Source organism: Agromyces sp. GQ35, assembly GCF_059758475.1.
On the sequence record NZ_JCAXEO010000003.1, the window covers coordinates 419,384 to 436,670 of the forward strand.

19 protein-coding genes are annotated in these 17,287 nt (G+C 69.6%); 12 read left to right on the forward strand and 7 right to left on the reverse strand.

Features of this window, described 5'->3' with window-relative positions:
• Window positions 1-101 precede the first annotated feature (101 nt).
• From AC6CH0_RS17045 to AC6CH0_RS17060, 4 genes are read left to right on the forward strand one after another with little or no spacing between them, the layout of a single operon-like run.
• Window positions 102-542 carry an RbsD/FucU family protein gene (locus AC6CH0_RS17045; RefSeq protein ID WP_498103032.1) on the forward strand — a complete coding sequence of 147 codons (441 nt, stop codon included), beginning with the start codon at window positions 102-104 and terminating at the stop codon, window positions 540-542.
• Entirely contained in the window at window positions 539-2,074 is a 1,536-nt protein-coding gene (locus AC6CH0_RS17050; protein ID WP_498103034.1) for a sugar ABC transporter ATP-binding protein, read from the forward strand. Before AC6CH0_RS17045 ends, AC6CH0_RS17050 begins: the two co-directional genes overlap by 4 nt.
• Window positions 2,071-3,102, forward strand: coding sequence for an ABC transporter permease (locus AC6CH0_RS17055; RefSeq protein ID WP_498103036.1), 1,032 nt, complete (start codon window positions 2,071-2,073; stop codon window positions 3,100-3,102). The genes AC6CH0_RS17050 and AC6CH0_RS17055 overlap by 4 nt, the downstream gene beginning before the upstream one ends.
• 58 nt (window positions 3,103-3,160) lie before the next feature.
• A complete protein-coding gene (locus tag AC6CH0_RS17060; protein ID WP_498103038.1) occupies window positions 3,161-4,147 on the forward strand; it encodes an ABC transporter substrate-binding protein in 987 nt (328 codons plus the stop codon).
• A gap of 85 nt (window positions 4,148-4,232) precedes the next feature.
• On the opposite strand, the gene AC6CH0_RS17065 is transcribed toward AC6CH0_RS17060, so the two are convergent.
• Both AC6CH0_RS17065 and AC6CH0_RS17070 read right to left on the reverse strand, forming a co-directional pair.
• Complete coding sequence (locus tag AC6CH0_RS17065; protein WP_498103040.1) at window positions 4,233-4,904, reverse strand: FadR/GntR family transcriptional regulator; 672 nt, start codon at window positions 4,902-4,904, stop codon at window positions 4,233-4,235.
• 31 nt (window positions 4,905-4,935) lie between these two features.
• Complete coding sequence (locus tag AC6CH0_RS17070) at window positions 4,936-6,507, reverse strand: DNA-3-methyladenine glycosylase 2 family protein (protein WP_498103042.1); 1,572 nt, start codon at window positions 6,505-6,507, stop codon at window positions 4,936-4,938.
• 75 nt (window positions 6,508-6,582) lie between these two features.
• Here AC6CH0_RS17070 and AC6CH0_RS17075 point away from each other — a divergent pair, with 75 nt between their 5' ends.
• From AC6CH0_RS17075 to AC6CH0_RS17090, 4 genes are all read left to right on the forward strand, one after another.
• Complete coding sequence (locus AC6CH0_RS17075; RefSeq protein WP_498103044.1) at window positions 6,583-7,989, forward strand: FAD-binding oxidoreductase; 1,407 nt, start codon at window positions 6,583-6,585, stop codon at window positions 7,987-7,989.
• Window positions 7,990-7,998: 9 nt separating this feature from the next.
• Window positions 7,999-9,156 (forward strand): PrsW family intramembrane metalloprotease, encoded by a 1,158-nt coding sequence (locus AC6CH0_RS17080; protein ID WP_498103046.1) that lies wholly within the window; start codon window positions 7,999-8,001, stop codon window positions 9,154-9,156.
• A gap of 179 nt (window positions 9,157-9,335) precedes the next feature.
• Window positions 9,336-9,707 carry an FKBP-type peptidyl-prolyl cis-trans isomerase gene (locus AC6CH0_RS17085; RefSeq protein WP_498103048.1) on the forward strand — a complete coding sequence of 124 codons (372 nt, stop codon included), beginning with the start codon at window positions 9,336-9,338 and terminating at the stop codon, window positions 9,705-9,707.
• Window positions 9,708-9,886: 179 nt separating this feature from the next.
• On the forward strand, window positions 9,887-10,594 hold the full coding sequence (locus AC6CH0_RS17090; protein ID WP_498103050.1) for a lysoplasmalogenase: 708 nt from the start codon (window positions 9,887-9,889) through the stop codon (window positions 10,592-10,594).
• A 97-nt stretch (window positions 10,595-10,691) separates the two neighbouring features.
• Here the strand turns inward: AC6CH0_RS17090 and AC6CH0_RS17095 are convergent, their stop codons facing one another.
• The gene (locus tag AC6CH0_RS17095; protein WP_498103052.1) at window positions 10,692-11,081 is read right to left on the reverse strand and encodes a nuclear transport factor 2 family protein; all 390 of its coding nucleotides are present in this window, start codon (window positions 11,079-11,081) and stop codon (window positions 10,692-10,694) included.
• 134 nt (window positions 11,082-11,215) lie between these two features.
• On the opposite strand from AC6CH0_RS17095, the gene AC6CH0_RS17100 reads away from it, so the two are divergent.
• Window positions 11,216-11,803 carry a TetR/AcrR family transcriptional regulator gene (locus AC6CH0_RS17100; protein WP_498103054.1) on the forward strand — a complete coding sequence of 196 codons (588 nt, stop codon included), beginning with the start codon at window positions 11,216-11,218 and terminating at the stop codon, window positions 11,801-11,803.
• Here AC6CH0_RS17100 and AC6CH0_RS17105 read toward each other — a convergent pair.
• Window positions 11,797-12,135: a protealysin inhibitor emfourin gene (locus AC6CH0_RS17105; protein ID WP_498103056.1), complete on the reverse strand. Its 339-nt coding sequence runs from the start codon at window positions 12,133-12,135 to the stop codon at window positions 11,797-11,799. The genes AC6CH0_RS17100 and AC6CH0_RS17105 overlap by 7 nt on opposite strands.
• Before the next feature lie 55 nt (window positions 12,136-12,190).
• Window positions 12,191-13,240: a M4 family metallopeptidase gene (locus AC6CH0_RS17110; protein WP_498103058.1), complete on the reverse strand. Its 1,050-nt coding sequence runs from the start codon at window positions 13,238-13,240 to the stop codon at window positions 12,191-12,193.
• Between the two features lie 60 nt (window positions 13,241-13,300).
• Here AC6CH0_RS17110 and AC6CH0_RS17115 point away from each other — a divergent pair, with 60 nt between their 5' ends.
• Both AC6CH0_RS17115 and AC6CH0_RS17120 read left to right on the forward strand, forming a co-directional pair.
• On the forward strand, window positions 13,301-14,191 hold the full coding sequence (locus AC6CH0_RS17115) for a hypothetical protein (protein ID WP_498103060.1): 891 nt from the start codon (window positions 13,301-13,303) through the stop codon (window positions 14,189-14,191).
• Between the two features lie 14 nt (window positions 14,192-14,205).
• Window positions 14,206-15,081 carry a CPBP family intramembrane glutamic endopeptidase gene (locus tag AC6CH0_RS17120; protein ID WP_498103062.1) on the forward strand — a complete coding sequence of 292 codons (876 nt, stop codon included), beginning with the start codon at window positions 14,206-14,208 and terminating at the stop codon, window positions 15,079-15,081.
• 49 nt (window positions 15,082-15,130) lie between these two features.
• Here the strand turns inward: AC6CH0_RS17120 and AC6CH0_RS17125 are convergent, their stop codons facing one another.
• Together AC6CH0_RS17125 and AC6CH0_RS17130 are read right to left on the reverse strand one after the other, a co-directional pair.
• Window positions 15,131-15,589 carry a CHRD domain-containing protein gene (locus AC6CH0_RS17125; protein WP_498103064.1) on the reverse strand — a complete coding sequence of 153 codons (459 nt, stop codon included), beginning with the start codon at window positions 15,587-15,589 and terminating at the stop codon, window positions 15,131-15,133.
• 62 nt (window positions 15,590-15,651) lie between these two features.
• The gene (locus tag AC6CH0_RS17130) at window positions 15,652-16,017 is read right to left on the reverse strand and encodes a DUF488 domain-containing protein (RefSeq protein ID WP_498103066.1); all 366 of its coding nucleotides are present in this window, start codon (window positions 16,015-16,017) and stop codon (window positions 15,652-15,654) included.
• 128 nt (window positions 16,018-16,145) lie between these two features.
• Between AC6CH0_RS17130 and AC6CH0_RS17135 the strand changes: the two genes are divergently transcribed.
• Window positions 16,146-17,165, forward strand: a complete 1,020-nt coding sequence (locus AC6CH0_RS17135; protein ID WP_498103068.1) for an NAD(P)-dependent alcohol dehydrogenase — start codon at window positions 16,146-16,148, stop codon at window positions 17,163-17,165.
• The last annotated feature ends 122 nt before the right edge of the window (window positions 17,166-17,287 follow it).

Genomic DNA, 17,287 nt, shown 5'->3' on the forward strand with positions numbered 1-17,287 from the left:
CATGCCGAACGAGTGCTGAATCGCGACAAAGTCGAGCGAAATCTGACGAAACATCGGATGAGTAGTACAATCATCTCGAATCTCAAGGAAGAGAGGCGCACGTGCTGACTGGCATCCACCCGATCCTCTGCGGCGAACTGCTCGCTGCACTCGATCGGCTCGGTCACGGCGACGAACTCGTCGTCGCAGACGCGAACTTTCCCGCGCACCGCATGGGGAAGCCCGTCATCGAGCTGCCGGCGCTCTCTGCTGCAGATGTGGTCACAGCGATCCGCACCGTCCTGCCGCTCGACGGCTACGAGGGCGCATCGGTCCTCCTCATGTCGGCCGAGGGAGGCGAACGACCGCCTGTGCAGCACGAGCTCGTCGCCGCCGCCGACGCCGGCGCCGGCCGGGTGGAGGAGCTCGAGCGATTCGCGTTCTACGATCGGGCGGCCGCAGCGCAGCTCGTCGTCCGCACCGGAGAACTGCGGCCATACGGCAATGCCGTAATGCGCAAGGGCGTCGTGAACGACTCCTCACCGAGCGGCGCAGCGCGATGAGCGCTCAGACGGCGAGTGCGACGCCGCTGCTCGACCTGGAGGGCGTGAGCAAGGGGTTCCCCGGGGTGCAGGCGCTCGCCGATGTGCAGCTCGAGCTCCGCCACGGCGAGGTGCTCGCCCTCGTCGGCGAGAACGGGGCCGGCAAGTCCACCCTGATGAAGCTGCTGGCCGGCATCTACACGCCCGACGCCGGGTCCTTCCGCCTCAACGGCGAGGAGCTCACGATCGAGGGACCGCGGCATGCGCAAGAACTCGGCATCTCGATCATCCACCAGGAGTTCAACCTCATGCCCGACCTCACGGTCGCGCAGAACATCTTCATCGGGCGCGAGCACCGCGCGGGCGGGCTCTTCCTCGACGAGCGGGCCCTCAACCGTCGCGCGCAGGAGCTGTTCGATCGGCTCGGACTCGCGCTCGACCCGGCTGAGCGCGTCGAGCGCCTCACGGTTGCGCGCCAGCAGATGGTCGAGATCGCGAAGGCGCTCTCGTTCGACGCCAAGGTGCTCATCATGGATGAGCCGACGGCAGCGTTGAACGACGCAGAGGTCGACGTGCTCTTCGAGCTCATCGGCCGGTTCCGCACCCCCGGAACCGGCGTCATCTACATCTCGCACCGCATGGAAGAGCTCGCCCGTGTCTCCGACCGAATCACGGTGCTCCGCGACGGCCGGTACATCGGCACGCGCATCACGACGGAGACCGAGCCGAGCGAGATCATCTCGCTCATGGTCGGCCGGGCGATCTCCGGCGAGCAACGGCCGCAGGCGACCGGGTCGAGCGGCGAGCCGGTGCTCTCGGTCCGCGGCCTCTCGACCAAGCACCTCCTTCGCGACGTCAGCTTCGATGTCCGACCGGGGGAGATCCTCGGCTTCGCCGGGCTCATGGGCGCCGGGCGTACCGAGGTGGCTCGCGCGATCGTCGGTGCCGATCGCCGGGAGGCGGGCGAGATCCTCGTGCACGGCCGGCCGGTGACGATCGCGAATCCCGCCGAAGCGGCGCGGTACGGCATCGGCTACCTCTCCGAAGACCGCAAGCAGCTCGGCGTGCTGCTCGAGCGCAGTGTTCGCGAGAACATCGTGCTCGCGTCGCTGCGCGACTACGTCTCGGGTCTCGGCTTCGTGAACGGGTCTCGCATCGAGACCACCGGGCGCGAGTACGTCGAGAAGCTCCGCATCAAGACGCCGTCGACGGCGCAGCTCGTGAAGAACCTCTCCGGTGGCAACCAGCAGAAGGTCGTCATCGCGAAATGGCTCGCGAAGGACTGCGAAGTGCTGATCTTCGACGAACCCACCCGCGGCATCGACGTCGGTGCCAAGGAGGAGATCTACGCCCTCCTGCGCCAGCTCGCCGACCAGGGCAAGGCGATCATCATGATCTCCTCGGAGCTGCCCGAGGTGCTGCGACTCTCGGACAGGATCGCCGTCATGGCCGAGGGTCGCCTCACCGCGGTGCTCGACAACGCCGAGGCGACGCAGGAGAACCTCATGGACTACGCCACCCGATTCACCAGCGAAGGAACGATCGCACGATGAGCCCGACGACGACGCAACCGCCAGCACCGACCCCGTCGACGACGGCATTCGCCGCGGTCGAAGCCGGTACCCCCCGATTCGCGTGGCTGCGCGGCTCGCTGCAGCAGCTGCTCGCGTTCGCCAGCCTCATCGTGATCGTCGCGGTCTTCTCCTTCGCGAGTCCGCACTTCTTCACGACGAACAACCTCGTCTCGATCCTGACCGCAGCGACGGTCACGGGAATCCTGGCGCTCGGCACGACCTTCGTGATCATCACCGGCGGCATCGACCTCTCGATCGGCACCGGAATGGTGCTCTGCGGCGTGATGGCCGGCGTCTTCCTCACCTATCTCGGCTGGCCGCTCTGGGCCGGCGTCGGCGCCACCATCCTGTTCGGTGGACTGATCGGCCTCATCAACGGCGTGAACGTCTCAGTGCTCGGCATTCCGCCGTTCATCGCGACACTCGGCATGATGCTCATCGCGGCGGGCCTGTCGCTCGTGATCTCGGGCACGAAGCCGATCTACTTCAACGACACCCCCGAGTTCCAATCGATCATGAACCTGTCGATCATCCCTGGCGTGCGCTTCCCACTCGGCGTCGCGATCTTCATCGTCATGATCATCGTCGCCGCGGTGCTGCTGTCGAAGACGATCGTCGGCCGGTACACCTTCTCGATCGGCTCGAACGAGGCGGCCACGGCCCTGTCCGGTGTCAACGTTCGCCGCTGGAAGATCATCGTCTACACGCTCGCGGGGCTGTTCGTCGGTCTCGCCGGCGTGCTGAGCGCCTCCCGTCTCTCGTCGGCACAACCGACGGGCGGTATGGGCCTCGAGCTCGAGGCGATCGCGGCCGTTGTGATCGGCGGCACCTCGCTGCAGGGCGGCAAGGGCTCCATCGTCGGCACCGTCATCGGCGCCCTCATCATGGCCGTGCTGACGAACGGCCTGCGCATCATCTCCGTTCCGCAGGAGTGGCAGTCGGTCGCCGTCGGCATCGTCATCCTCGTCGCCGTGTACCTCGACATGCTGCGTCGGCGACGGTCGTAGACCGAATCGCCTGCACCCCCGTTCCACCCACGAATACCCACAACACCAAGGAGTGACCATGTTCAAGAAGCGAACGATGGGCGTGATCGTCGGCGCCGTTGCCGCAGCGCTCGTGCTCGCCGGTTGCGCGAGCGACGGCGGAGGTTCGGACACGGGCGGAGGAGACGGCGAAAAGCCGTACATCGCGCTCGTCTCGAAGGGCTTCCAGCACCAGTTCTGGCAGGCCGTGAAGTCGGGCGCCGAGCAGGCGGCCGAGGAGTTCGACGTCGAGATCACCTTCGAGGGTCCCGACACCGAGGCCGACGTCGACCAGCAGATCCAGCAGCTGCAGACCGCGCTCGACAAGAACCCCGCGGCGATCGGGTTCGCGGCCCTCGACAGCCAGGCGGCGGGTCCGCTGCTGCAGCAGGCGAAGGACTCGAACATCCCGGTCATCGCGTTCGACTCGGGCGTCGACAGCGACATCCCGCTCACGACCGCGGCGACCGACAACCTCGCCGCCGCCGCCGAGGCCGCCAAGCACATGGCCGAGGCCGTCGGCCACGAGGGCAAGGTCGCCCTCGTCGTGCACGACCAGACCTCGGTCACCGGTCAGGAACGCCGCGACGGCTTCGTCGACTACATGGAGGAGAACGAGCCGAACATCGAGATCGTCGACGTCCAGTACGGCGGCGGCGACCAGGCCAAGTCCGCCGACCTCGCCAAGGCGATCCTCGCGGCGAACCCCGACCTGAAGGGCATCTACGGCTCGAACGAGGGATCGGCGATCGGCGTGGTTCAGGCGGTCAAGGAACTCGGCATCGACCCGAGCCAGCTCGTCGTGGTCGGGTTCGACTCCGGCAAGGCGCAGATGGATGCGATCCGCGACGGCCTCATGATCGGCGCGATCACCCAGAACCCGGTCGGCATCGGCTACGAGACGGTGAAGGCCGCCGTCGAGGCGCTCGACGGCAAGGAACTGCCGAAGACGATCGACACGGGCTTCTACTGGTACGACGCGTCGAACATCGACGATGACGAGATCCAGGCAGTGCTCTACGAGTAGACGCAGGATGTCGCAGGGGCGTCGGTCGCGACCGGCGCCCCTTCGTCGTGCACGCCGGCGGTCAGGCCGCCGACGGTGGAAGGCGTCAGAGGGCGGAACGGAGCCACTGCTCGACACCGCTGACGTGCACGACGGTGAGGGCGGAGGCGAGGTCGGCGTCGCCCGCGGCGATCGCGTCGAGGATCGCGTGGTGCTCGGAGAGGGTGCGTTCGACGGCGTTCTCCTGCGTGATGCCGCGCCAGATGCGCGCACGCACGGTGTGGCTCGAGAGCGAGTCGATGAGGCTCGCGAGATATGCGTTGCCTGCAGCCTCGGCGATGCCGCGGTGGAACTCGAGGTCGTGCTCGACGAGTGCCTCGACGCCCGCCGCATGGTCGACGCTCGCCACGATCTCGCGAAGACGATCGACGTCGTCGGGGCCGGCGTTCCGTGTCGCGAGCGAACTCGCGGCAGGTTCGAGGATGCGGCGTACGGCGAAGATCTCGAGCACCGAATGGTCGTCGTGGAGGTCGACGACGAACGACATCGCCTCGAGCAGCAGGCGCGGTTCGAGGCTCGTGACATACGTGCCGTCGCCGCGCCGCACATCGAGGACGCGGATCACCTCGAGGGCCTTCACGGCCTCACGCAGCGAGGAGCGTGACAGACCGAGTCGTTCGCTGAGTTCCTTCTCGGGCGGCAATCGATCACCGGGGGCGAGTTCGCCCGCGATGATCATCTCTTTGATGCGCAGAATCGCTTCGTCGGTGACGGCCATGCGGTGATCGTACCGCGGGTCGGCCGAGACATCAGATCTTTGTGCCGGCGGCGCGCCAGAGATGCATCGAGGCGTAGCTGCGCCATGGCGCCCAACGCGCGCTCGTCGACGCGAGTTCGGCCTGCGATGACGGGAGCCCGAGCCGCTCGGCGCCGTTGCGGAGCGCCAGGTCGCCGGTCAGCAGCACGTCAGGCGCCCGAGTCACGCGCATGGCCACGTAGCCCGCGGTCCACGGACCGATGCCGGACAGGGCGAGGAGTTCGGCCTGCAGCTCGTGGCGCTCGCATTCGGCGGCCACGATGAGCTCACCGGTGGCGAGTCGGGCTGCGACCTCGAGAATCGTGCGAACCCGCGCTGCCGGCCCCCTGAGCACCGCGTCGCCGTGCTCGGCGATCGTCGCCGCGCTCGGGAACAGCACTGTCGGGGCGCCGTCGGCATGCCGGGGCACGCGCTCGCCGAGCTCGGCGGCGAGCCGTGCGAGGGCGGTGCGTGCCGCCTTGACCGAGACCTGTTGACCGATCAGCGCGCGGAAGACGAGTTCGTGCGGGTCGAGGCATCCCGGCACCCTGATGCCGGGAGTCGCTGCGACCGATGCCGCGAGTGCCGGGTCGCGGGCGAGCAGCGCGTCGATCGCCACCGCGTCGGCGTCGAGATCGAAGAGGCGGCGAACCCGAGCGACGAGGGGTGGGAGGTCGGAAAGGATCGCGAGTCGCGCCTCGACCTCGATCGCCGGAGCCGTGGTGTCGCCCGCCGGGGTGAAGATGACGACGGCAGGTCCGCCGGGGAGGCCGAGCGTGCGTTCGTACCGGTCGTCGCCGGCCCGCTCGACACCGTCGAGGGCTCTCGCGGCCAGCCAGGCGAACACGCCTGCGGCATCGAACGGCGCTCGCGCAGGGAGCCGGAGCCGGACCACGCCGCTGTCGGCCGTCGGGTCGATCGACACGCCTTCGGGTGATGCCGGCGCCGCAGAAGGCGCCGACGGGCGGCGTTCGCGCAACCGCGCTGCGGCGCGGAGCTCGAGCGGGCTGCGCTCGTAGACCTCGCGGATCGTGTCGTTGAACTGGCGAATGCTGCCGAAGCCCGAGGCGAAGGCGACATCCGCTGCGGGCAGGGTCGTCGAAGTGAGCAGCGCCCGCGCGGTCTGCGCGCGGTGCGCCCGTGCCAACGCGAGCGGGCCGGCCCCGAGCTCGGCGGTCAGCACTCGGGTGAGGTGGCGCGGCGTGTAGCCGAGGCGCGCGGCGAGACCGGGCACTCCGGCTCGCTCGACGACGCCATCGGCGATGAGACGCATGGCCCTGGCCGCGAGGTCATCGCGCAGGTCCCACTGGGGAGAGCCGGGCACGGCGTCAGGCAGGCACCGCTTGCACGCACGCAGACCGGCCTCGTGCGCCGCGGCCGCCGTGAGGTAGAAGCTGACGTTCTTCGGCTTCGGAGCGACCGCGGGGCAGCTCGGGCGGCAGTAGATGCCGGTGGAGTGCACGCCCGTGATGAATTGACCGTCGAATCGGGCGTCGCGCGCCTGCATCGCGCGGTACCGCTCGGCGAACACGGGGTCGTCGAGCGGTTCGATCGCGAGTCGGCGGTTGGTGGCGGTGCTCGTCATGGCTCCAGCCTCGCACGCCGCACCGACATCGACCAGCGGGAATCGGACACGAGCGGTTCGCCGTAGGGTGGAGGGATGCCGCACGCCGTCGTGACCCGTTTGCAACACGTCATCGGGGCAGCAGTGTCCACCGATCCGGCAGACCTCGAGGCGAGTCGCGACGACCGGTCGGGGTGGCGCAGCGCCACCCCTCCGCTCGCCGTCGTGCACGCGGCATCCGTCGCCGATGTGCAGCACGTCATGCGCATCGCGCACGAGACCGGCACTCCCGTGGTGCCGAGGGGAGCCGGCACCGGCCTGGCCGGCGGCGCGATCGCGAGCCCCGGCGCCATCGTGCTCGACCTCTCGCGAATGAACCGGGTGCTCGAGATCTCCGAAGCCGATGAACTCGCGGTCGTCGAACCCGGAGTGCTCAACGGCGACCTGAACGATGCGCTCGCCGCACGCGGACTCTGGTTCGCGCCCGACCCCGCGAGCCGCGCGATCTCGTCGATCGGCGGCAACATCGCGACCAATGCCGGCGGGCTGCTCTGCGCGAAGTACGGCGTGACGCGAGAGGCGGTGCTCGGCCTCGCTGTGGTGCTCGCCGACGGCCGGCTGCTGCGCACGGGTCACCGAACGGTGAAGGGCGTCACCGGATACGACCTCACCGCGCTGTTCACCGGCTCGGAGGGCACCCTCGGGGTCATCGTCGAGGCGACGGTGCGATTGCGGCCGATCACCGCCGGCGAGATCGTGACCGTCGCTGCGGTGTTCCCCGACGTCGAGACCGCCGCCGCGGCAGCCGCTGCCGTCACCGCTGCGCGTTTGCGACCGGCAGTGCTCGAACTGATCGACGCCGTCGGGCTCGCGAGGGTCGCGGCCTTCCTCGGCCCGACCGAACTCGCCGGTACGCCGCTCGAGACCGTGGCCCCGGCAGAGACGTTCCTGCTCGCGCAGAGCGACGGGGCCGGTGCCGCCGGAGAGGCGGCCGAGATCGCCCGCCTGTTCTCCGCCTCGGGCGGTCGGGTGACCCTGTCGACGGATGCGGCGACGGGCGACCGCCTGCTCGGCATCCGCCGGGCCATGCACCCCGCCCTCGCGGCTTCGGGCCAGGTGCTCATCGAAGACGTCGCCGTGCCGCGTTCGCGCCTGCCCGAGATGTTCCGCGCCATCGAGGAGATCAGCCGCCGCTACGGCATCGAGATCCCGACGATCGCCCACGCGGGAGACGGCAACCTGCACCCGAACTTCGTCTTCACGGGCGATGAGGTGCCCGAACCCGTCTGGGCCGCCGCCGACGACATGTTCCGAGCTGCCGTCGCGCTCGGCGGCACGCTCACCGGCGAGCACGGAGTGGGGGTGCTGAAACGGCGTTGGCTCGCCGACGAGCTCGGCGATGACTCGTTCGAGCTGCAGCGCGGCATCAAGGCGCTCTTCGACCCGACCGGCATCCTGAACCCGGGGGTCATGTTCGCGGCATCCGCGCCCGGCGCTCGATAGGCTGCCCGGGTGACCTCCGTGGCCCCAGAACCTGCCCAGAACCCGTCTCCCGCACCGCCGATCTGGTCCGCGTCTCCGAAGGCGCGGGGCGGCGGACTCGCGTTCGCGATCGTCGGCATCGTGGTCGGTGGATTCGTGGGCCTGCTCGTCGTCGCGTACATCGCCATCGGCTTCGGCCTGCCGACGCTCGCCATCGGCTCCCTCCTCGCACTCGTGCCCCTCGCCGTCGTGCTGCTCGCCGTGCGCTGGGTCGACCGGTGGGAGCCGGAGCCGCGCTGGGCGCTCTGGTTCGCCTTCCTCTGGGGCGCGGCCGTCTCGGTCGCCATCGCGCTCGTCGTCGACCTCGGCGTGCAGCTCGCGCTGGCCTACGCCGAACCCGGTGGCGCACGCGACGAGGCGCTGCAAGCCGTCGTTCAGGCGCCGATCGTCGAAGAGCTCGCCAAGGGCATCGGCGTGCTCCTGATCTTCGCCTTCTCGCGGTCGCATTTCGACGGACCGGTCGACGGCCTCGTGTACGCAGCGACCGTCGCAGCCGGGTTCGCGTTCACCGAGAACGTGCTGTACTTCGGCGCTGCACTCGCAGAGGGAGGCGCAGCGACGCTCGGTGCGACCTTCGTGGTGCGCGGGCTCTTCTCGCCGTTCGCGCACGTGCTGTTCACGGTGTGCACGGGTCTGGCGATCGGCATCGGCGCGCGCCGCGGTGGGGGAGCCGGAGTGATCGGCTGGTTCCTGCTCGGCCTCCTCGGCGCCGTGCTGCTGCACGCCCTGTGGAACGGATCGCTCGCGTTCGCCGACGACGCGATCGGGCTCTACTTCACGGTGCAGGTGCCGATCTTCGTCGGTGCGGTGCTGCTCACCTTCTTCCTCCGTCGCCAAGAGGTGCGGGTGACGCGGCGCCGACTCGCCGAGTACGGCGCCGCAGGCTGGTTCAGCCCCGCCGAGGTCGAGATGCTCGCGACGCCCGGCGGCCGCCGTCAGGCGAGGGCGTGGGCGCGGGCGCAGACGCCACCGCGCACGAGCGCCATGAAGAAGATGATCACGGCCGCCACGCACCTGGCGTTCACGAGGCAACGCATCGCAACCGGTCTCGCCGGGGAGCGCACCTTCGCCGAAGAACAGGCGTTGCTCGCGGCGGTCGTCGATGAGCGACGAGTGCTCGTCGGGTAGCTTTCGGGCAGCCTCCCGGCGCAAAGAAACTCGCCGCCTTGTGGTGTGGCACTGCCGACATCTCTACCAGGCGACGAGTTCTCGAATTCCAGAGTGCATCCTGTTCGCAGTCAGCGCAAGAGGGGGGTGGACGGTTGTCCGCGATTGCGACCGCGCCGCGAACCTGTTCAACTGGATGCATGACCGATACGAACAGCAAGCCCGAGATCGACGCCCCCGAGGGGCCGGCTCCTGCCGAACTCGTGATTGAAGACATCGTCGTGGGCGACGGCGACGAGGCGCAGCGCGGCTCGACGGTCGACGTGCACTACCTCGGCGTCGAGTACGACAGCGGCGAGGAGTTCGACTCCTCATGGGGCCGCGGTCAGTCGATCAACTTCCCGCTGCAAGCGCTGATCAGCGGCTGGCAGGAGGGCATCCCCGGCATGAAGGTCGGTGGGCGTCGCAAGCTCACCGTGCCGCCGCAGCAGGCCTACGGGCCCGCCGGTGGCGGCCACCAGCTCTCGGGCAAGACGCTCATCTTCGTGATCGACCTGCTCGGCGTGAGCTGAGCCGAACCGATCCGAATCTCGAAGGCCGGCGAGCGTGTGCTCGCCGGCCTTCGCCGTTCCCCGACTGCTCGCATCGCGTGCTGCGACGAGTGGAACGGCGCCGGATCGCCGGAATCGAACGGCGTCGATGCGACCGGATACGATGACCTGATTCCGCCCCGACCTGAGGACACGATGACGTGACCGGCCGCACCCTGCGCCTCTTCCTGCCGTATCTGCTGCTCTCGCTCCTCCATCTGGTGGTGCTGTACACCGGTCCGGCTTCGGCGATCACGATCTCCAAGGCGCTGCTGGTGCCGGCGCTCCTCGTCGCGGTGATCGTCGCGCTCCGCCCGGTGCGAACGTCGACGGAATGGCTGCTCCTCGCCGCGCTGGCGGCATCGTGGGTCGGCGACGTGCTGCTGTCGTTTCCGGGACTGTTCGTGCCAGGACTGCTCGGCTTCCTCCTGGCGCATCTCGCGTACGTCGGGCTGTTCCTCCGGCTGCCGGCGCCGTCGACCGGCGTACGTCTGCCGGCGTGGACGCTCGTGTACCTCGGCTGGTACGGCGTCTTCCTCGCCCTGCTCGCCGGGCACCTCGGGGCGCTGCTCGTGCCGGTGGCGGTCTACGGCGCCGTGCTCGGCCTGATGGGAGCACTCGCGGGCGGGCGCGGCGGAGTCGTCGCCCTCGGCGGTGCGCTCTTCGTCGTCTCGGATTCGGTGCTCGCGCTCGGCCGATTCCTGCCGGGGTACGAGTTCGGCCTGCACGACCTCGTGGTCATGCTCAGCTACCTCGCGGCCCAGGGCCTCATCGCGTGGGGCGCCGTGTCAGCCCTGCGCGGCGCGCCGGCCGCTCGGGCACGGCGTGAGCAGAACAGAGGTCGGAGCGCTTCCGCCGCGGCCGGATGATGCTCGGCGACCGTTGCTGTACGAGCAGGCACCGCGACGATTGCCGTGCGTCCGCACGCGCCGTGAACCGATGTGGCGGGTGCGTTGCGACCGGCCGCTATCGAATCGCGGTCGCCTGCGACCACACCGCCTGCCAATGTCCGTGATTCAGCTCGTAGGTGTCGGTGTGCCAATAGCCGGTCTTCGCGATGTGGAGGCCGTCGAAGACGACCTCGAGCTCGGCTGCGTAGCGGAGCGTCGCGACAGGCCCGGAGAGTCGGACGGCGATGGGGCCGGGATCCCAGGAGATGTAGTTGATGCGGCCGGCGTCGATGGCGCTGAGGTACTGCTCTTTGCTGAGGGGCGCTCCGATGGGCGTGATGAGTTGGAAATCTGCGGCGTGCAGTACGCCGGCGGCCGCGATGTTCCCCTCGACGAGCGCACGCAGTCGGGCTCGTTCGACGTCGCGAAGCAGTTCGGCTTCGATCTCATGGGCGGGCTGTTGCATGGCGATTCCTCATCCGGAGCTGTTGTCGTCGGTGGTGGCCACGCCGTGGGGCGGCGCCGGCGGCGGCTTCCCACCCGTCGGTTCGCGGGCAACGACAGATTGACACTTTCGGCACAAAGTGTCAATCTGTCTCGGTGACCACCTCCGAGCGCACCTCCGACGCGATCCTCGACTCCTCGCTGACGGTGTTCTGCCGGTACGGGTTTCAGAAGACGTCGATGAGCGACATCGCCCAAGCCGCCGGCATGTCCCGCGCGGCACTGTACCTCCACTTCGCGAACAAGGAGGACATCTTCCGGTCGGGGTCGATCCGCACCCACGAGCGTGTGCTGCATGCCGTCGAGGCGGAGCTGGCGCGACCGACAGGCGTGTTCGAACGCATCGAAGCGGCCGTCGCCGCGTACTTCACCGGTCTGATGGAGGAGATCAGCGCGAGTCCACACGGATCGGAGCTCTTCGACGTGAGCACGCAACTCGTGGGTGACGTTGCTCGCGATGCCCGTCAGCGGCTGCTCCAGCTGCTCGCTGCAGCCGTGAGAAACGCCGACGAGTCCGGCGAGATCCGGCTCGCCGAGATCGATGCGACGAGCGAGCAGTTGGCGAGCCTGATCGTCTCAGTGGTCGACGGCCTCAAGCACGACCGGGCAGTTGCGTTGCCGGTGCGCGCAGGAGTCGCACTGCAGCTGCAGCTCGTGAAGGCCTCGGTCGGCACCGATCACTGAGCATCATCGCGTGTCGAAGCTGCGCGCCGTCCCTGCCGCTCGGGTTCGGCTCGATCCTGCACGAGGTCGACGAGCTTCCGCCACGGTCCGGTGAGCTGACGTTCGGCGAGGGTCGCCTCGTGAGCACGATCGGCTGTACTCGCGGTGTTCGGCTCGCATCGGATGCGATAGACGAAACGGTCGGGTTCAGGCGGGACCGGGGGAGCCGCGGTCCACGGGATCCGTTCGATCAGCACGTACCAGTCGTCGGAGTCGGGCTGGTCGTCGACGTGAACCTGCCATGTGAGGCGCAGGCCGGCGAGGCCACCCGAGCGCGACACGATGACGTCCATGCTGGCGATCGTACTCCCGTGCCGGTACGAGACGACAGGATGTCGCGGAGCCCGCTCAGTCGGAGGGTGTCGGCGGCTCGATGCCGACGGCCGACCAGCCGCGAGCGACGGCGCGCTCCTCTGCACTGTCGGGTCCGTAGCGCTCACGCGCCGCGCGCCGTGTCTCGGCCGCGAAACGGTCGAATTCGGCGTCGATCGGCAAGCGCCCCGAGGTGAGCACGTCGTACCAGATGCGCCCGACGTGCTCCCAGGCGAAGCCGCCGAGCTCTCGGGCGGCGAGGGCGAACGCCCGGTTCGGTATGCCCGAGTTCAGGTGCACACCGCCGTTGTCGTCGGTGGTCTCGATGTAGTCGCGCATGTGCCCGGGCTGCGGGTCGCGCCCGAGCACGTCGTCGTCGTACGCCGTGCCAGGTTCGAGCATCGATCGCAGCGCGCGCCCCTGCACCTCGTCGGTGAAGATGCCCTCGCCGATCAACCAGCTCGCGGCGCCCGCGTCTTGGCCGAGCGAGTACTGCTCGACGAGCGCGCCGAATGCGTCGGAGACGTGCTCGTTGAGCGCGCCGGACTGCCCGTGGTAGCGCAGCTTCGCCGTGTGCTCGGTGACCCCGTGGGCGAGTTCGTGGCCGATGACGCTCAGCGAATCGGTGAACCCGCGGAAGACCTCGCCGTCGCCGTCGCCGAACACCATGCGCTCGCCGTCCCAGAAGGCGTTGTCGTAGCGGTCGCCGAAGTGCACGGTGGCCTCGAGCGGCATGCCGTCGCCGTCGATCGAGTCGCGACCGAAGACGCGGTCGAACATGCGGTGCGTGTCGCCCAGGCCGTTGTACGCGTCGTCGACGGCCTCGTCGCCCGTGGCGCGTTCGCCTTCGCGGCGCACGAGTCGGCCCGGAAGCGCCTCGCGACCCTCGGCATCGGAGATGCGACGATCGGGCTTCGAGGGGACGTCGGGGAGCAGGCTCGGAAGGTCGTGCAGCGTCTCGATGCCGAGTCGCGCCGGAGGTTCGCGGAGGAGTGCGCGTCTCGCGGCCTCGGCCGCGAGCGGGAACCTCGGGCCGGCTGCGTGAGCGATGCGGTCGAGCAGGTAGGGAGGCACGATCTGCTGCATGGCTCGATGCTCGCACCTGCCGACGACATCGCCGGGGCGCCGCGCCCATAGGCTGGTTGCGTGACCTCCACCCCGCTCCTCGGCCTCCTGCTCGACGTCGACGGCCCCATCGCCAGTCCCGTGACGCGGTCGATCGCGATTCCCTCGATCGCGCGCGACCTCGCTGCGCTGGCGAACGCCGGAAATCCCGTGATCTTCAATACGGGCCGCTCCGACGCATTCATCGCCGAGCAGGTCGTGCCACCGCTTCTCGCGGCCGGTCTCGAGGCCGGCGCGCCGGTCTGGGCGATCTGCGAGAAGGGAGCCGTCTGGGCCGAGATCGACCGCGGCGGTCTCGGCGAGGTCTTCGTCGACCTCGAGCTGGCGATGCCCCACGACTTCGCGGCCGACATGCGCGCCTACGTCGAGGCTCATTTCGACGAGTTCGCCTTCTTCGACGACACGAAGCGGGCCATGGTCTCGGTCGAGCAGCACGTGCACGTGGCATCCGAGGCGTACCTCGAGGCGCAGCCGCGCTTCGACGCGCACGCGCACGAGTCGCTCGCCTCGCGCGGCTTCGGCACGGTGCTGGGCAGCGAGGAGCGACCGGATGCCGCGGGCCGCGTGCACTGGCGCATCGACCCGACCATCATCTCGACCGACGTCGAGTCGGTGCGACTCGGTAAAGACCTGGGCGCCGAGCGCGCCGTCGAGCTGCTCGCCGGGCGCGGCATCCGGCCGCAGTACTGGCGCACGATGGGCGATTCGCGGGGCGACTACCGCATGGCCGACTGGCTCCATGACCGCGGCGAGCGGGTGCGGCACGTCGATGTGCGCCCGGCCGAGGGCATCCCGGCCACCGGGTACCGGGTATTGACCGCGGGCGAGCTCATCCACGACGAGGCCGGCGCGGTGTTCCTCTCCCGCTGGGCCGGGGCGTCGCGTCGCGGCGAACTCGGCGACGACGAGTAGACGGCGAGCAGCGGATGTCGCGCGCGGACGAGAACGGAGCCCCAGACGCCGGCACGGCGGCATCCTCCGACCCGCCGGCCCTGCGAACGCACCCGATCGCACTCCTTCCTGCCCTGCTCGTGTGCGGTGCAGCAGTGCTGCTGTTCGGCTTCCTGCTGTCGATCGTCGGCTACGCGATGCTCGCGGTCGGCCTCCTCGCGGCGTGGCTCTGCGATCGCTCCGGCCGCACCGAGCGGCTGTTCGCCGACCTCGCGCTCATCGCTGTCGGCCAGGTCATCATCTCGACGGTCTCGCTGAAGGCCGATCTCAGCGACGAGGGCATGCTGCGCTTCGCCGTCGTGCTCGGGCTCGCCGTGCTCGTGCCGTACCTCATCTCACGGTTCCTCTACCGCGAACGCGTCATCCGCTTCCCCTGGCGGACCGGCCGGCGCTGGAACCGCACGCAGTGGCTGTACCTGATCTTCGTGACCCTCGCCGGCTGGCTGATCCTGCCCTTCTACTTCATCACCTCGGGCTCGTACCAGAACTGGCCGACGGTGACGGAACCCGACGAGATCGCCCGCTTGCTCGTGGGCGTCGTCGCCGTCGGCACCTGGGATGAACTGTTCTTCGTCTGCACCGTCTTCGTGTTGCTGCGCCGGCACTTTCCGAGCTGGCAGGCGAACCTGCTGCAGACGATCGTGTTCGTGTCGTTCCTGTGGGAGCTCGGCTACCAGTCGTGGGGGCCGCTGCTCACGATCCCCTTCGCACTCATCCAGGGCTACACGTTCAAGCTGACGAAGTCGCTCACGTACGTGTTCGTGGTGCACATGCTCTTCGACGCGGTCGTGTTCGCCGTCATCGTCTACGCGCACACGGGCTGGCCCGCGATCTTCCTGTTGGCGCCGTAGCGCAGAGAACCAGCGGATGGCGCGGCATCCGCTCTCTCGGATCGCGCGGCTACTTCAGCTGGCCGCGGGCCTCGCCGCCGGGGAACGTCTGCGTGTGCACGTTGATGTAGTAGGCCTTCGGTGTCGAGGCGATCGCGTCGAGCAGCGCCGGAGCGGGGGCGGGGATGGCGCAGGCGGTCACCTCGAAGCTCGTCGAGTTCGGCACCGGGATCGGGATGACGACGGGGCCGGCGGCGTTGCGGGGGCCGACGTGGACGTGCGCCGCGGTAGCGCCGGCGGTGAGGCCGGACACCTCGAGCGTGTAGCAGAAGTCGCCGCCGGTGATCTCGTAGGCGAAGAAGCCTCGTGCCCCGCCGGTGGCGCCGGTCGTCTGCGCTTCCTGCTCGTTGTTGAGCGGAATCGCGGGGGTGCCGGGCGGCGCCGCCTGGGCTGCTCCCGTGCCCGCGAACGCGAGGGCGGCGGCTGCGAGGCCGAGTGCGATGGTGCGTGTTCGAGCGATCGTGATCATGATGGCTGCTCACTTCCTTCGATCGGTTCGCACGCTACGCCGCCCGGGTGGCGACTGCAAGATCAACGGTCGACGGATGCCCCGTGGTCGGCGAGCCAGTCGAGCAGCACGACCGCGTGGTTCACCTGCTCGTCGCGTGCGCCGAAGAGCAGCGTCACCCGCTCGTGCTCGTGACCCACCGCGATGAGCGCCGGCGCCGCGTCGTTCCCGTCGAGCTCGGCTCGGTACCGCGCGGCGAACTCGTCGTACCGTTCACGGTTGCGGTGCCACTCGGTGCGGAGTTCGGGGGAGGGTGCGACCTCTTTGTCCCACAGGTCGAGCGCGGCGCGCTCCTTGCTCACGCCGCGCGGCCAGAGCCGGTCGACGAGCACGCGGTAGCCGTCGGATGCCTCGGCCGGGTCGTAGACCCGCTTGATGACGAACCCCATGGGGTCAGTCTGCTCCGGGGCATCCGTCATGCCAAGCCTCGCAGCGATCGCCTGCGGGCGCTGCCGGCCCTCAGGCGAGCGGCCGCAGCTCTCCGCCGCGGAGCCTGGGATCGCTATCCTCGGAGCACGTGTTGGAGCGATGGGAGGGCGCCGTGGCGATGCGTGCGATCGTGCTCGACCGGTACGGCCTCCCCGAGCGCGTCATGCGGCTCGCCGAGGTCGCAGAACCCGTGCCGGCCGCGGGGGAGGTCGCCGTGCGCGTCACCGCGGTCTCGCTCAACTCCTGGGACGTCGACCTCGCCACCGGTGCGACACTCGTGCGCCTTGCGGCGCCCTTCCGCCCGAAGCATCGGGTGATCGGCTCGGATGTCTCCGGTACGGTCGTCGCGGTCGGCCGCGGGGTCTCCCGTCACCGCGTGGGCGACGCCGTCTTCGGCGAGCTTTCGGCGTCGGGCTGGGGCGGCTTCGCCGAGCTCGTGGTCGCACCCGAGGACGCTGTCGTGTCGCGGCCGCCCGGGCTCGACGACGTCACCGCCGCCGCACTGCCGCAGGCAGCGAGCATGGCGTGGCAGGCGCTCGGCGGGGTCGAGGCGGTCGCCCCGGACGGTGCGCTGCACGGGCGTCGTGTGCTCATCGTCGGCGCGGGCGGGGGAGTCGGCACGTTCGCGATCCAGCTCGCGACACGTGCTGGAGCCAGGGTGACGGCGGTCGAGCGCGCGGTGTCGAAGCTCGACGCGCTCGCCGAACTGGGTGCGGACGTCGTCGACACCGGCGTCGACGGCGAGTCGGCCTCGCCCGGACCCTTCGACCTCGTGCTCGACGTCGTCGGCGCGCTGCCGCCGTCGCGGTCGCGATCGCTGCTCGCCGAGGGTGGCCGTGCCGTCACCATCGGCGGGAGCCCGGGCCGCATCATGCAGGTGCTCGTCGCGAGCGCGCGCGGCGGTCGGAGCGCGGCCCCGAGCGGTGCTCGTGTCGGGCTGCTCGCGGCTGTCCCGAACCGCGACCTGCCGGCGTTGGCCGTGCTCGCCGCGGCAGGGGAGTTGCGCGCGGTCATCGACGGTCCGCACCCGCTCGAACAGGTGCCGCATGAACTCGGGCGACTTCGTGCGGGGGAGATTCTCGGCAAGGCGGTCATCGCCGTCGGCTGACCTGATGCGTGCGCGCCGACGTGGGTTCGGGACTCGGGCGGGGATCCGCTCGCGGCGGCCACGAGGCATCCGCTCTGGTAGAGTGTGGAGGTTGCCGTCATGACGGCCGCGCACAAAGAGAG